We start from the raw sequence: 15,107 nt of genomic DNA, 5'->3' as shown, positions 1-15,107 counted from the left end.
TGAAAGGGTGATAAAGTGAAGAATACAAAACGTGATACTAGCAAGGGTGCTTGGCTATTCGTGGACGGGGTCCCTGCAGGTAAGTTTATTATTAGTGTAAGTAATAACGGAAATAAAGCCACATACCCCGGCACATATGAACTTGAAGAGACAATTATTCTTACCTTGCAAAGAGCAGCTATTTTAGGAATTCCAGAGGATCATATTATCTATGATGAAGCCGGTATTGAGGCGCAGGCTGGTCAGTCTGCTTTATGTAGAATGGCAGTTGAGGGGGCGAAGAGGGGCGGATTTATGAGATAGGCATTGTGATTTAACCCGCCCCTTGTGTTACATAGTTGATACATCATTAAGGAGTTATCCGTATTTTGGGCGGGTGACTCTTTTTGTTGTGTAAATAAAGCGATATGCAGGTAATGTGTTTTTAAAGAAAAATAATTTATATACAGTTTAATTTTTTATTGCTACGGAATGTGTATTAGTGAAATTGAATATACAAGAAAGATATAATACTGATTAGATTCCCTAACTGCATTGTTATGAAAATAAAAAGAGATAAATATATAATAATGAACATTTATATATAACAAAACTTGACTAATGTGATAAAATAATATAAAAGTAAAGTATAAGTTTTTTAGGAGTCTAAATGAACGATGTAACTGTTTTTGATGAATGGGAAATTTATGAAGAAGCCGTTGATGGCTCTGGTAGAGGCAAGAAGAACTGGTTAAAGAACAGTCGTACAAAAGAAATCGGATTATTTAAATATCCTAAGGAACATACTAGTGGATTAAATCTATTGACTGGAGAACATTGGGCTGAGAATATTGCCAGTAGTATAGCTATGTTAATAGGTATACCTTGTGCAAAAACGGAAATTGGAATATTCAAAGATGAAATTGGCGTAATGAGTTATTTAGTGTTAGATTATAACAGTGAAATCTTGGTAGAAGGTGTCCAATATATAACGAAATTATATCCAATGTTTAATGTGAATACACTATATGACGAAACAAATCATAAAAGGTATTCGTTGCAGATGATAGAAGAATGTATAGAGGATACTGGACTTTTTGATGAGTTTATTAAAATTCCTATTTTTGATTGTTTAATTGGCAATAGTGATAGGCACCAAAGTAATTGGGGCATAATTACAGATAGATCTGGAAATCCATTGAAGATATCTCCTGTTTATGATAATGGCTCATCATTATGTTGTCGCGTAAAAGAAGAAGATGTTGACAATTTTTTTAAAGATGGTAATAGATTCAAAGCATTAATTGAGAGTAAATCGCTTTCTGCTATATCTTGGATGGATAATCGAAAGACAAGGCAGTTTGATTTACTAAATAATATAAATGATAAATATTATGATCAGACGATCGATATAGTGAAGCAGCTAAGAAATGCATTATCTGATGGAGCAATTAGTAAATGTGTAGAATCTATATCGAGTGAATTTATGAGTGAAAAACATAAACAGTTGGTTGTTAGATTTTTGCAAGTCCGTAGGGATAAAATTTTGCAAATATATAATTTGAAATGAGGAAGTTGACTATGAATACCTTAGAAGTAGTTTGGAAAGATTTAAATACCCGACAGAGGTTTGTTGTTGGAACACTTACTAAGGGAATAAAATATAGTTTTAGATATAAAAAGGAAACTATTGATAAGGCTTGTGAAAAAGGCTTTAATGGAATTGTTGCGTTTCCTGATTTAAAAAAAGAGTATATTAATAATGTTTTGTTTCCGGCATTTGGAACAAGATTGCCGGATGAAAAGAGAAAGGATATTAATAATATCTTAAGTAAATATAATTTGGAGAACTATGATTCGTTTGAACTATTAAAAAAAAGTGGTGGCAGATCTCCAATTGATACTTTGGAGTTTATTGAGCCTATTGATCTTTCTAAAGTTAAAGAAAATATCAAAGCCACTAGGGAATTTTTTATTGCGGGTGTACGACACTGTAATTTGTGTAATGACAAGATTGACAATAGATGTACGATTAAAATCCCATTACAAAAAGGAGAAATTCTAAGATTAGAGCTAGAACCCAGTAATCATTATGATCCAGATGCTGTAGCGGTATATAAAGATAATTATAAAATTGGATATATCCCTATGTATTATAGTAAGGCAGTGGGTGAAGCAATTAAAGGAAATTTAGAAGTTGATCTTATTGTAAAAGACTTTGATAGTATGGCTTGTTGCCAAGAATGTTTGAAAGTTTTATTAACAATAGTGGATGAGTAAATTTAACATGAGAAGCAACTCCCTCGGCTTAGTGCTTAGGGAGTTTTCTTATATGATTAATAATGATATGATATTTCTAATAATTAACAATTGAAGGGGTGGGATTGTGAAGAAGCTAGTTGTTTTAACAGGACTATGTTTACTTTTGCTATCGTCCATTGTTTTTGCTAGTAATGATCGGTGGTTAGAAGTTAAAAGTAGTGAAAAAGGGATAATATCGCTTGACACACAGACTATATCTATAGGCAAAATTGATAAAAATAATAGTAAGATATTAGCTTGTTGGGTAAAAATTTCTGGTATTTCAGATAAAACGAAGAACAGTATTCAAGATCAACTTAGGATTAAATACCCTAAACGCATTGTTAATCTATCTAATGTTTCTGAGATTTACTGGAAATTCAATTTTGATGTTAATAACGATGAATTGAAAGAAGAAGCTGCTGTTTATTATAATGAAGATAGAAAAGAGCTTTTTAGAGAAACCATGAAGTCAAAATGGTATCCCATTGAACCTGATTCTCTAGATGAGAAAATTTATAATTTAGCGAAAAAACAATTAGGATTATAACAAAGGTTATGGTGATATAATGAATGAGAATAAAGAAAAATTTTATCAAAAGAAGTGGTTTTTGTGGCTAGTCATTATTTGTTTCTTCCCTGCAGGGGTGTTTCTATTGTGGAAGTACAAACATTATAGTAAGGCAGTTCGGATCGTAATAACAGTATTAATAATTGGATTAGTTGTATTTACAGATAAAAAAGAAACGCCTAACATGCAAGCTATCGAACCTGTAAAAACTGAAAATGTAACAAGTTCGGCAAAAGAAAGCTTACTTCACAAACTAACTTCATCTGATAAAGACAAAATAGTTATTGATCTTCGAAATGGTGGAGATTCAAGTAAAGTAAAACATGGACAAATGGTAATCATAAGCGGCGAGGTGGTTGCAGGGAATGGTAAGAAAGGTGGAAGAAATTTTTCTACTGCATTTGGTAGCTATGAATCACAGCCTTTTATATTAGCAGATAAAAATGGGAGAGAATGGCCTATAGTGTTAGCTATTCCTTCCAGAGAGAGTGTGTTTGAAAGAAAGATAAGTGTAAAAGGTATTGTTGATCAAGAAGCAAATGACCCCATATTGTTAGACGAAAACCATACATCTGCAATAGTTAAAGCTGAAATTATAAAGTAGTCTGCTGGCAATTTGGTTGTTAGCGATAAACTAAATTCTTAGGAGAGGGCATTTTTGCCCTCTCCTAAACTTATATACACGAATATTTAAATAAACTCTTACCTTATTGCCTCAGGCTATACGAAGAATTAACCGTTACGCTAGTTTAATATGTTGGTGTGATAAGTTTGGTCGTCTGCAGGATGAAAAATGCGTATGGACGATTTATGGCGGTCTAGTGAGACAATAAATATAAGTATCAATAATAATAATGCTTTAATTAATAAGTGAAATTAATAAATGAGTTATATGTCTGGCTTAGCATTTACTTTCTGCAAAATTTTAAATAGTTCTGTATTGATAATGACCCGCCCAAAATAGGCAAAAAGAAAACCGGCACGGTGGCCGGGGTGGTTTGGTAGATAATTTTAATTTATTCTCTCCAAATTCTGCTATTTAATTCCTTGATACATTTATCCCCGTCTTCGGTATTTTCACGGGTCAGCCCTCTAAGTGTATGCTCTGAAAGGCGTAATAATCTACTTGCTGCACTTTTTAAATTTTCTTCACTAGGGATTAATCCAATAAGGTGAAACATTTTAAACCATACCACGCTATCGATAGAAACTCTTAGGCGAGACGCTGACACTCTTAAACTGGTTTCTACGTCCTTATACTTTTTCTCAACTTTCTCATAGTTATCATATTTTGTTGTACCTGAATATAAGGGGGAAGTATATTTGTTTTTAGTAAATTCTAAAGTGTATTTAGCATCGCTAATTGCCTTTTTTAAATCTATTAAAGGATCAATTAGAAATTTATTTGCATTGCCAAATATAAATCCTAAAAATGCTCCTAGCAGAACGGCTATTAATTTGTCATACATCGAAAATTTCCTCCAACATCATTGTTATACTTATATCAGAAGTTTGATGATATAAGGCGAAATGAGCCCAAGCAACTTTTTGATATTAAATAACTTCTTTGTAACAGAGCTACGTAGGTAAAATATGATTATTCTTCTATTTGGGATGGCACATACTCTAACAGATCCCCAGGCTGACAGTTGAGAGCAGCACAAAGGCGGTTCAATACAGACAAGTCTACCCTTGTTGCCGTGTTGTTATAAATGGCGTAAAGTGTATTTTTGTTTACTCCGCTCAATTCCTGCAGCTTGGGTACTTTTATTTTGTCTTTTTCAAACATAATACGATCTAATTTGAATTTTATCACATTAATTACCTCTCTAATTTTTTATTAACATTGTACAATGATTAATGCAATAAATCAAATAAAGATCTGATTAAGTACAATGAAGTATTGACAATATGGACTATGAAATATACAATGAAGGTAATAATAAATACAGTGATGTATGTAAAAAGGAGTGAGTAAAATGTTAAGAAGTATTATTACAGGTCAAACGCTTCCAGTAGGTGAGTTTGAAGAGGGATGGCAAGAGCTTGTTTTAAAACGGCAGCTTATGATTGGTGAAAAGCTAGATGCTGCAGGCTTGTCCAGTGAATACTTAGTGGAAATGTTAGAGAAACTCGAAAATAAAGAATTAACAGAAGATATAAAGGCAGCTATATTTCATTTGCAAACCAGCACTACTTATGTGCATTACAATAAGGGCTTTCTTGATGGTATAAAGTTTGCAATGATGGCTGAAAAAATATAAATATTTACTAATGATTCGTTGCCGAAGTCAAAATGACTTTTCCTTATATGAAGTAACCAATTTACTAAAATTGAAAAAAGCGAGGTTATTTAAATGCAATGTAAATGCGGTATAACAATCCCAACAAAAGCAAAATTTTGCCCCGAATGTGGAACTTCTGCCCCCGTAGAAACAAAAATAGAGATACAGCCAATCAAACAAGTATCTCATATTCTAACCGTGAATGAAGCTTCTGTTTTTTTGAAAATATCTAGAAGCAAATTGTATGAGTTGGTTAGTCAAGATGCTATCCCTTGGTTCCCTGTCGGTTCTCACAAGAGGTTTTTAACTCAGGAGCTTTTGGATTGGGCTAAAAATAGGGGGAGGTTATAAACTTATGAAAGGCTATGAGAGACTTCAAACTATAATTGGTCGTGAAATTAATGGCGATGAATTGTATATGGTGGCTACAATCTTTAAAACAAGTATGGACTTTTTCTGCCAAGAAGAATCTATAAAGCCGTGGATAGTTGAGCCTGAACCGTTTGATTTCCAAATTAAAACTGTAGACTATAAATATTTTGAACTGTTTGCTGCAATGTGGGATAAAGGAGTGAATAGTTATGATAAACTCAGCAAGGCAATAGATGTAATATTCGAGCAGGCATTAGACTCGAAAATGGCTATTGATATTATCAATAAAACGATTGTAGATGAAACATCTCAGCCCGAGTTGCCATATAATCCATTTACTCAACTATTAAAGCTAAAGGATAAGCCAAATAACATAGTAATGCAGGAAATATTCCATATGAATACTGACAAACAAGCTGAGCTTGATGATCTCTTATATAGTCTAGACCTGATGTACCGCCAGAGCCAACAAATAGAAGATGGTTACGCCATCCATCTAAGCCGATTTAAGCTAATTAGAGAAGCAGTAGAAGGCTTTTACGCTAAAGGCTTTCAGGATGCAGATACTCTGGAAATGAAGCTTATTGTTTAAATTGCGACAATGCAAAAGGTGAAATATAGGTGATAAATGAATTATTGTGCCATAGTAAATTCTAAGGGGGATAACTATGGACGAATATTTAACACCAGAAGAATTAGGTAAAATATTAAAGGTAAATGAGAAGGTTATAGTGGATTTGTTGAACTCAGGCGATATTCCAGGAATTAAGATCGGGTATTTATGGCGAATACCTAAAACAAAATTAGAGGAATGTTTTGAATCAAATATAAGGCATGCTAAACCTATAAATTTTACGAATACTATAAAGTTTATAAAACCTACCAAGAAAGCTATAAGACCTACAGATAGTAACTCTTTAATGCGAACACCAAAAAATGTTATGGAAAAGTTTTTAACATGTGATGATGTTGCAGAAAGATATGGCGTTAAGAAAATTACTATATGGTCATGGATTAGAGAAAAGAAACTTAATGCTATCCAGACGGGCAAAAAATATCGTATAAGGCCGGAAGACCTGAAAGCTTTTGAAGACGCAAGAATGTCGGTACAAATAATATCAAAGGAGCAGAAGAATGAAAGCCTATGAAATAGTGGAGTCACAAGAGAATATCAGAGTGTAGATTTAAAAGATATATTGAATGGGTTAGATTGATGAGGGTAAATATGCCGTTGATCCAGGGGATTCAGATAAATTTTTAGAACTTTACCCTGGTGCTATGGAATTATCCTGCACGGGGAATTGAGTCCCGCCCAAATAAAGTAAAGAGATGAAGGAAAACATGAAAAGAGGAACAACAGCATTACGGATTTTAATTCAGATTGCTATTAGGTTGGAAAAGAAAAACGCGGCTGTGAAGGAAAGCCCTGCAATCGATAGTCAGAAAGGAGCAGATATACTACGACAGAAATACTAGAAATTATCCTCGTCAAGGATATGAAGATGGTGTGATTTTTAAAAAAGGTCGTGCAGGAGGTTAATACTCCTGCCTTTCTTTTAAGTAAATATATAATTGGGGGCGGGATTAATGGCTGGAAAAAGGTTGCCTAATGGGTATGGTACAAGGCCAAGACAGTTAAAAGATAGGCGTTGGAGAATTGACATTACAATTACTGATGATGAAGGGACTAGTAAGCGTAGGAGTGTGTATGGTCTATCTGAGAAAGAGGTTATTGCCAAACGTGACAGTTTAATTGAACAGGCTAAGAATGGTTGTTCTGTGACTTCTCAGGCCGACAAGCTGACGTTAGGAAAATGGATAGATGAGTGGTTGGAAACATACAAAAAGGATAAGGTTAGCAGTGGAACCTATAATTTATATAGTTATTGCTATAAATTATGGATAAGTGATAAATTAAAAGACATGCCATTAAAGAAAATCCGGCATAATTTATTGCAAAAATTTATAAATGAGTCTGAGAAAAAATATAGCGGTCAAACTTGTGGAATTATTCGTGTGGTGCTGCAGCAATCTTTGAGTATGGCTGTTAAGAATAAATATATATTAAATAACCCTGCCGAAGGATTGCAGGTTCCACCTAAAGGGAAAAAGAAGGTTGTACCACTTATTAAGGATGAATTGAAGTTATTATTAAGCGAAACCAAAGGAACAAGAAATTATTTATTTTATGTGTTATCTGTATATAGCGGAGCTAGAATCGGAGAAGTGTTAGGTTTAAGCTGGGCAGATATAAATTTTAAAAAGAATACGATTCACATCAATCATAGTTTAAACTACAATAGCAAACTGAAAAAATGTGAATTAGGACCAACTAAAACAGGTAAACCACGCGATGTACCCATATTGCCAAAGTTAATTGATATTATTAAGCAGCATAAAGCTGAGCAAGCTAAAGAAAAGCTGCAAATAGGAAAAGAATATAACAAGGAAAATATGGTATTCTGTGATTATAATGGGCTTTATTTAAGTCCTAATAATATGAGGATACAATTTAATAAAGTTATTAATCAGCTAGGCATAAGCAAAGAGTGTACACCGCATACTTTAAGACATACGTTTGTAAGCCAAATGATTAGTGCAGGGAATAATATTAAGTTAATTTCTGAAATAGTGGGACATGCTAATATTAATATCACGATGGATACTTATGGGCATTTAATCCCTGGGGATGCTAGCAAAGCAATAGAAGCATTATCAAAACAGATGGATGATATTGCCATTTAGCAGTGTTTTTTTACCGCAAAAAATACCGCAGTCATGCCTAAAAAACAACATGCGGTAATAAGTGATAAGGCTAAAGAATGCTTGTGTAATAAGCAATAAGAGGTAATAAGATCAGTGAAATTTAACAAAACCGTAACAATCCCTTAACAAAGGGAAATTAGGAATAGGTTACAATTTAACTACGAGAAGTCTTGATGTAGCTTCTATGCATAGGCTTAAAGGTTGGCGTAAGCTTAACAGGAGGATTTAAAATGCAATTAGTAAGTAAAGAACATAAAACGAAACTATTATATGATCATTATATGAGGTATCTATTTATTGCCAGCGCAAGTTTGATGACGATTATTATTGTTACAATCATTGTTTTTGTCGGCGGACAGGGGCTCTTGACCTTTAAAGAAGTAAGTCCTTTAGACTTCTTTTTTTCAGCAAAATGGGATCCAATGGGGCTGGAGTATGGTGCCTTAAGTTTTATCGTAGGTTCTTTAGCAGTTACTGTACTATCCATTTTATTGGGCGCGCCTTTAGGATTGGCTGGTGCGATTTTTATGGCGAAAATTGCTCCAGCTTGGTTGAGTAAAATTATGAGACCAGCTACGGATTTATATGTAGCGATTCCTTCTGTCGTATATGGCTTTGTGGGCCTAACGATCATTGTACCTTTTATTCGAACCTATTTTAATGTAAATATCGGCTTTGGTTTATTAGCCGCTTCGATTATTCTAGCGATTATGATTTTACCTACGATTGTGAGTATTTCAGAAGATGCTCTTCGAGCAGTACCAAAGAGTCTGGAGGAAGCTTCCTTAGCTCTGGGAGCAACAAGATGGCAAACGATTTGGCATGTTCTTTTACCTTCTGCATTGCCTGGAATTTTGACCTCGATTATTTTAGCTATGGCAAGAGCGGTAGGGGAAACCATGGCAGTTCAAATGGTAATTGGCAATACTCCACAATTAGCTACATCTTTATTTATGCCTACTTCTACACTGCCTAGTGAAATTGTTGTGGAAATGGGCAATACTCCCTTTGGTTCAGCTTGGGGAAATGCGTTGTTCCTAATGGCATTTGTGCTGTTAGTGTTATCCTTGTTAATGATTTTGATTATTCGCCGAATTGCCAGAAAGAAGGTGATCTAAATGTCTGCAAAAGTTTTTGATAAGCTAGCTACGCTGCTAATGTGGCTGGCAGGTATTGTAATCTTAGGTATATTGGCTGCTTTCTTGCTTTATATTTTATACAAAGGGGTACCTGTACTGTCATGGGATTTTATTTTTGGTAAATCCAGTGATATTCAAGCCGGCGGCGGTGTAGGAGCTCAGTTATTTAACTCTTTTTACATTTTATTTTTATCCCTCTTAGTTTCCATACCATTGGCCATTGGCGCAGGGGTGTATTTAGCCGAGTATGCTCGTGATAATAAACTGACGGATTTGATTCGGTTGAGTACAGAGAGTCTGGCAACGGTTCCATCCATTGTATTAGGGTTATTTGGCATGATTATCTTTGTCAATGCATTGGGCATGGGATTCAGTATTATCGGGGGAGCTTTAACATTAATGCTGCTTAATCTGCCTGTTCTAGTCAGAGTGACGGAGGAGTCCGTGCGAAATGTTCCCGTGCATTATCGTGAAGCAAGTTTGGCTCTTGGTGCTACGAAGTGGCAGACGATTTGGCGGGTTGTTTTACCAAATGCATTGCCTGGCATTATTACGGGTGTTACGCTGACTGCGGGGAGAGCATTAGGTGAAACAGCCATCTTGATTTTTACAGCTGGTACGACAGTTGGACGGCAAATTGTCAATTTTGATGTGACTGCAGCAGGTGAAACCTTAGCTGTACATCTTTGGTATGTTATGGCTGTAGGACTTGTACCTGACAGAGTGGAAATTGCAAATGGGTCTGGAGCATTATTAATCATTACAATTCTTATATTAAATTTATTGTTTACCATACCGAGTAGAATCCTGCAGCGCAAATTAGGTGCTGGCGGACATTAGAAAAAGTAAGATGTTGCAATACATCAAGACGAGGATTTAGGCGAGTTTTAACTTGCTTAAATCCTTGTTTTTTTATAAGGAGAGAAGTATAAGTTTATAGATGCAAAAAAGATAAGATTGTATGAACCACAAAGGCACAATGCCGCTATCGCGGCACACAAAGGAGTGCACAAAAAAATATAAAACTTTGTGTCCTTCGCGTCTTCGCGGTTCAAAAGGCTTTATTTTTTAGGACGCCCAGCTTTTTCTTATACGAGGCTGATAGTGGCTGCTGTCTTTGGTGGAAGTAGCCTCTATTTTCATATTGAGTAGTAAAAAAATACATTTTGGTAAAAGCTATAATGAAATATTGAGGAGGTGGCGGTATGGGAAAAAGTATGATCAGTAATCTGATTACGGGAATCAAAGATGTACTGGTATATCAGCCGCCTGATCAGCCGACTCCTTTTGTTTTGAATGAGACGCAGAAGGAAAAAGCAGAAATCGACGGTGAATTTTTCCCTCCTGCTACTGTCACAGAGGGCATACGAGAGTTAGAGTTCATGATCAATTATGCGAAAAAATTAGATGCGTTTATGCAAAAAAGCAGTAAGGATTTACGAAGTAAAGAAAAACATGAAATCGTCAAGAAAATTAAAGCCGAGTTTGAAATGATACAGACTGAATGGAAGGAAATTAAAAAGTATACGAAAAAGAATCACAGCATTGACGGTATGTACAATAATACTGTGATAAGTACAGACTTAGGTGAAAATAAGAGCATGTTAGAATCCATTTATCAGCTGCCTGTGAATAAGGATGTGGTAATTCGAAGCATTACCATCTCAGACCAGCCTAAGATTAAAGTTCTTGTTGTATTTATGGATGGACTTATCGATAAGAAAATTATCAATATGACCTTATTAGAACCTTTAATGTTCATGAAGAATATTCAAGAGCATGTGCAAGGTGAAGATTTCATCAGTTTTGTCATGGAAGAGTGCCTTCCTAGTGGGCAAGCTTCAAGGATCGGAAGTTTTAAGGAAGTGCAGCAAGCAATCAATACTGGTGATGCAGTAGTGTTTTTTGATGGCAGTGGAGAAGCGGTGGCGGTAGAAACAAAAGGGTATGAACATCGCAGTATTGGCAACCCTACAACGGAGCAATCAGTTCGTGGATCGCAAAATGCATTTACAGAAGTATTACGTGTCAATACAGCCCTTATTCGAACCATGCTTCATGCCAGTGACCTGATAACCGAAATGATTCCTATCGGTGCAAGAGGACATTCTAATTGCGCTGTTATGTATATCAAATCAATTGCCAATGAAGAACTGGTTGAAGAAGTAAAAAGACGTGTTAATAGTATCAGTACTGATATTATAACGGATTCGGGTGTACTAGAACATTTTATTGAAGATTTCCCCAAAAACCCATTTCCTCAAACCTTATCAACAGAACGGCCAGACCGAGTAGCCATTCACTTGTCAGAGGGGCGGGTAGCTATTTTTATCGATGGCAGCCCATTTGGACATATTCTACCTGTCTCCTTCTTCACTTTGATGCATTCATCAGATGATTTTAGCCTGAATATGTATTATACCAATTTGCTGCGTCTGGTTAGATGGTTTGGCGCGTTATTATCCTTACTGCTGCCTGGTTTATATTTAGCTATTAGTACCTTTCATCAGGAAGCAATACCCACAGAGTTATTGCTGTCCATTGCTGCAGCTAGGGCACAAGTACCCTTTCCTACAGTCGTCGAAATTTTGTTTATGGAATTTTCTTTTGAGTTAATTCGTGAAGGGGGACTGCGGATTCCGGGTATTCTAGGTTCGACCATCGGTATCGTAGGAGCGTTAATCTTGGGACAGACGGCTGTGGCAGCTAAGATTGTAAGTCCCATCATGGTAATTGTCATTGCCCTGACTGGTTTAGCATCCTACAGCATTCCTGATTATCGATTGGCATCAGCCTTTCGCTTATCTCGCTTTATATTTGTGCTGTTAGCAATGTCCATGGGACTCATTGGCGTTGCCTGCGGCTTTTTACTGTTTATTGCTATGCTGTGCTCTTTAAAGTCCTTTGGTATGCCTTATATGGCGCCGCTGGCACCTAGGACCGTGAATGGAGGAGATACAATCTTCAGAAGTACTGCTTATCAGCAAAGGCGCAGACCAGATGCACTGAATACTAAGGATGAAATCCGACAAAAACACACCAGTAGAACTTGGATTATAGATTCTTCGAAAGGAGGCAATGATCATGAATGATCTGCATCCCGGCAAGTTAGGCGTAGCTGATGGCATCGCTCTGGTCTTTGGTATTGTGATGCCTCGTGTGTTCCTATCGACTATTTCGAATCTCATTCAGCAGGATGGACCTATTTTATGGCTGGCAATGGTGATTTATACAATCATTCCTCTAATTGTTTTATACATGATGGCCTATGTGCATAAGGGAATAACCGGGGATATTTTTATGGTGTGCCAGCAGCTTGTCGGTACAATCGGAGCATGGATCATATTAGTAAGCTATAGCGTCATGTTTTTGAGCAACGGTGCTCTCATTTTACGTTTGTATTCTGAATATACCTTGCTGACCGCACTGCCGCGGGTGGAGTTTCAATTGGTTATCGTCTGGTATGCAGTATCAGCAGGTATTTTATGCTATTTGGGAATTGAAACCTTGACGCGGACGAGTTATATTGTCATGCCTTTTTCCATAGCGGCAATTGGAGTGATACTGCTACTGCTAGTGCCTTTTTATATTGCATATAATCTTACTCCCTGGCAGGGAAATGGCGTTATGCAAGCCGTACAAACAGGCATTAAAGGAGCAGGGTATAATGTAGGGGTCTTAGCGTTAGTTTTTTTGGCCCCAGCTTTTCAAAATACAAGGACCATTAAGAAGGCAGCTCTTTATGCGTTAAGTTATGCAGGAATGCTACGCGTTATTTTTATCCTTATTTATACTATGGTCTTCGGTAATGCTGTCGGTGCAGAAAAGACAATGCCGCTTTTTGAATTGGCACGTTTGGTGTACCTGAACCAATACCTTCAAAGGATTGAGGCTTTATTTATTGTCGTGTGGGTGGTGTTTGGTTTGTTAGCCGTCGCGGGCAGCCTATATGTTGGTTTATATCTTCTGGCTGTATTATTAAAACTGCCCACGCTAAGGCCCATCGTGCCATTAGGAGCGATATTAATCGCGAATTTAGCAATGATGCCCCCTGATATTGGTTACGTTTTGGAAGTGGATCAAAAACTAATTACGCTATTTGATGTTGGTATCTATGTTTTTCCTGCCCTGTTATTTATCCTGGCATGGTGGAAGAAGAGGAGGGGGAAACCGTGTACATCCGCCTCATCTTAGGAACCATGTTACTGAGTATGGGAATATTTCTTTCTGGATGCAATGGTGCTAGAGAAAGTGAGGAAGTCGCTTATATCGTTGCAATCGGTATTGATAGGGCAGAGCAAGAGGGTATGATTAAAGTAACATATCAGATCGCCAAACCTAATGTGGAAGGGAACAAAGGAGAGGGGGAAAAAGATACAGTTTTAATAACCAATTCGGCTATAACCATAGCGGAGTCTCTTAATTTACTCAACTCGACTACAGCTTTGGTGCCTTCTATGTCCCATGTTAAGGTATTAGTGGTGGGCCAGGAACTGGCTCAGGAAGGATTGGCCAATATGTGGGGATCGCTGAAGCGTTATCGGGAATATCGCGGATCTATGTTTGTTTTAGTGGCAAAGGGGACAGCGAGAGATTTTCTAGAGGCGAATAAACCTAGTTTTAATATATCTGCATCGAAATATTTTGAGACCATGCTTGATTCAGGAGTAGAAACTGGATACTATTTACGTGTCAGTTTTCACCAATTTTATATCAGGCTTAAGAGCAATAGCGCAGAATCCTATGCAACATTTGTAGATATTAGCGATTTATCCGGTAAAGGAGAAATCGCCACCCCAAAGGTAGCTGGCAGCAAAGTTGACGGTTATACTGCTGGCGGAATACCCCTTCAAGGCGGTAATCCCATACAATTTGCCGGTACTGCCATATTTAATGGTGACAAGATGGTAGGTACATTAAGTACTACAGAGACACGCATGATGGCGATGTTACTAGGAAATTTTAATAATGGCTTTCTTTCAATGGAAGATCCTCTTGTTCCAAAGAAATTTCTAAATGTGAATCTACGATTAGGATCTGCACCTAAAATTAAGGTGGCTCTGGAAGAAGGACGTCCAGTCATTGATGTCAAGATTAGGTTAGAGGGGGAAATTACAAATCTTCCTTCGGGGATTAACTATGAACAGGAGAGTTATCTTCGATTGCTTGAGGAGCAAGTAAACCAAGTATGTCATGAGGAAATGGCAAATATGATTCAGCATACCCAGGAGCTTAAATCAGATGTAATAGGTTTTGGTTACTATATAAGACCAGAATTTACAAATTATCAAGATTACTTGCAGTATTCTTGGTGTGAGAAGTATAGTCAGGCAAAGGTAAATATTACAATTGATACAAAGATTCGTCGTACGGGGTTAATGATACGAACCTATCCCGTAAAATAAAATTTATAAGAGGAGAAGGTAAGAATGGATTATATGTTTTTAGCAGCGTCAATGTTGTCTGGCTTTCACGGATATACTTTCTCTCAGTGGTTGTGGAAGAATGAAAACATGGTTGGGGCAGTTGGGGTATTGCTGTTAATCTTTATTTGTATAGGAATGCCGGTTTTTCGCATAATGAATAATGGACAATGAATGTATTTAGGTTTTCAGACCATACTAACAAGTAAGAAGACTTGTGCTAAATGGAGGGCAAAGTCCATTTAGCGCCTGGTCCCACTTATCTGCTGGA

General features: G+C 36.6%; 18 protein-coding genes. 16 read left to right on the top strand and 2 right to left on the bottom strand.

Features of this window, described 5'->3' with window-relative positions; all coding sequences use genetic code 11:
- The first annotated feature begins 15 nt into the window (after positions 1–15).
- From FR7_RS19780 to FR7_RS19760, 5 genes are all read left to right on the top strand, one after another.
- Complete coding sequence (locus FR7_RS19780; RefSeq protein ID WP_007932350.1) at positions 16–303, top strand: hypothetical protein; 288 nt, start codon at positions 16–18, stop codon at positions 301–303.
- 346 nt (positions 304–649) lie between these two features.
- Positions 650–1,549 (top strand): HipA domain-containing protein, encoded by a 900-nt coding sequence (locus tag FR7_RS19775; RefSeq protein WP_007932348.1) that lies wholly within the window; start codon positions 650–652, stop codon positions 1,547–1,549.
- 11 nt (positions 1,550–1,560) lie between these two features.
- On the top strand, positions 1,561–2,259 hold the full coding sequence (locus tag FR7_RS19770) for an HIRAN domain-containing protein (protein ID WP_007932346.1): 699 nt from the start codon (positions 1,561–1,563) through the stop codon (positions 2,257–2,259).
- A gap of 106 nt (positions 2,260–2,365) precedes the next feature.
- Positions 2,366–2,830, top strand: a complete 465-nt coding sequence (locus FR7_RS19765) for a hypothetical protein (RefSeq protein ID WP_007932345.1) — start codon at positions 2,366–2,368, stop codon at positions 2,828–2,830.
- A 19-nt stretch (positions 2,831–2,849) separates the two neighbouring features.
- Positions 2,850–3,455, top strand: a complete 606-nt coding sequence (locus tag FR7_RS19760) for a hypothetical protein (protein ID WP_007932343.1) — start codon at positions 2,850–2,852, stop codon at positions 3,453–3,455.
- Between the two features lie 412 nt (positions 3,456–3,867).
- On the opposite strand, the gene FR7_RS19755 is transcribed toward FR7_RS19760, so the two are convergent.
- Both FR7_RS19755 and FR7_RS19750 read right to left on the bottom strand, forming a co-directional pair.
- Entirely contained in the window at positions 3,868–4,320 is a 453-nt protein-coding gene (locus FR7_RS19755; RefSeq protein WP_007932341.1) for a hypothetical protein, read from the bottom strand.
- Between the two features lie 128 nt (positions 4,321–4,448).
- Complete coding sequence (locus FR7_RS19750) at positions 4,449–4,667, bottom strand: helix-turn-helix domain-containing protein (protein WP_007932334.1); 219 nt, start codon at positions 4,665–4,667, stop codon at positions 4,449–4,451.
- 163 nt (positions 4,668–4,830) lie between these two features.
- Between FR7_RS19750 and FR7_RS19745 the strand changes: the two genes are divergently transcribed.
- The 11 genes from FR7_RS19745 (at position 4,831) to FR7_RS23985 (ending at position 15,010) form a co-directional block, all read left to right on the top strand.
- Positions 4,831–5,115: a hypothetical protein gene (locus tag FR7_RS19745; RefSeq protein ID WP_007932331.1), complete on the top strand. Its 285-nt coding sequence runs from the start codon at positions 4,831–4,833 to the stop codon at positions 5,113–5,115.
- Between the two features lie 93 nt (positions 5,116–5,208).
- Positions 5,209–5,487, top strand: coding sequence for a helix-turn-helix domain-containing protein (locus tag FR7_RS19740; RefSeq protein ID WP_007932330.1), 279 nt, complete (start codon positions 5,209–5,211; stop codon positions 5,485–5,487).
- Between the two features lie 4 nt (positions 5,488–5,491).
- Complete coding sequence (locus tag FR7_RS19735) at positions 5,492–6,100, top strand: hypothetical protein (protein ID WP_007932329.1); 609 nt, start codon at positions 5,492–5,494, stop codon at positions 6,098–6,100.
- A 76-nt stretch (positions 6,101–6,176) separates the two neighbouring features.
- Positions 6,177–6,656, top strand: coding sequence for a helix-turn-helix domain-containing protein (locus FR7_RS19730; RefSeq protein ID WP_007932328.1), 480 nt, complete (start codon positions 6,177–6,179; stop codon positions 6,654–6,656).
- Between the two features lie 439 nt (positions 6,657–7,095).
- On the top strand, positions 7,096–8,253 hold the full coding sequence (locus tag FR7_RS19725) for a tyrosine-type recombinase/integrase (RefSeq protein ID WP_007932326.1): 1,158 nt from the start codon (positions 7,096–7,098) through the stop codon (positions 8,251–8,253).
- Between the two features lie 251 nt (positions 8,254–8,504).
- Positions 8,505–9,392, top strand: coding sequence for a phosphate ABC transporter permease subunit PstC (gene pstC, locus FR7_RS19720; RefSeq protein WP_007932325.1), 888 nt, complete (start codon positions 8,505–8,507; stop codon positions 9,390–9,392).
- Positions 9,393–10,253, top strand: coding sequence for a phosphate ABC transporter permease PstA (gene pstA, locus FR7_RS19715; protein WP_007932324.1), 861 nt, complete (start codon positions 9,393–9,395; stop codon positions 10,251–10,253).
- Positions 10,254–10,618: 365 nt separating this feature from the next.
- Positions 10,619–12,505, top strand: coding sequence for a spore germination protein (locus tag FR7_RS19710; protein ID WP_007932323.1), 1,887 nt, complete (start codon positions 10,619–10,621; stop codon positions 12,503–12,505).
- Entirely contained in the window at positions 12,498–13,607 is a 1,110-nt protein-coding gene (locus FR7_RS19705) for a GerAB/ArcD/ProY family transporter (RefSeq protein ID WP_007932322.1), read from the top strand. The genes FR7_RS19710 and FR7_RS19705 overlap by 8 nt, the downstream gene beginning before the upstream one ends.
- Entirely contained in the window at positions 13,586–14,818 is a 1,233-nt protein-coding gene (locus FR7_RS19700; protein WP_007932321.1) for a Ger(x)C family spore germination protein, read from the top strand. Before FR7_RS19705 ends, FR7_RS19700 begins: the two co-directional genes overlap by 22 nt.
- 24 nt (positions 14,819–14,842) lie before the next feature.
- Entirely contained in the window at positions 14,843–15,010 is a 168-nt protein-coding gene (locus FR7_RS23985; protein ID WP_007932320.1) for a hypothetical protein, read from the top strand.
- Positions 15,011–15,107: the final 97 nt, after the last annotated feature.

Origin of the sequence: Pelosinus fermentans DSM 17108 (genome assembly GCF_000271485.2) — a bacterium.
In the GTDB taxonomy this organism is placed as follows: Bacteria; Bacillota; Negativicutes; order DSM-13327; family DSM-13327; genus Pelosinus; species Pelosinus fermentans.
This window is presented reverse-complemented; position numbering and strand designations above follow the sequence as displayed.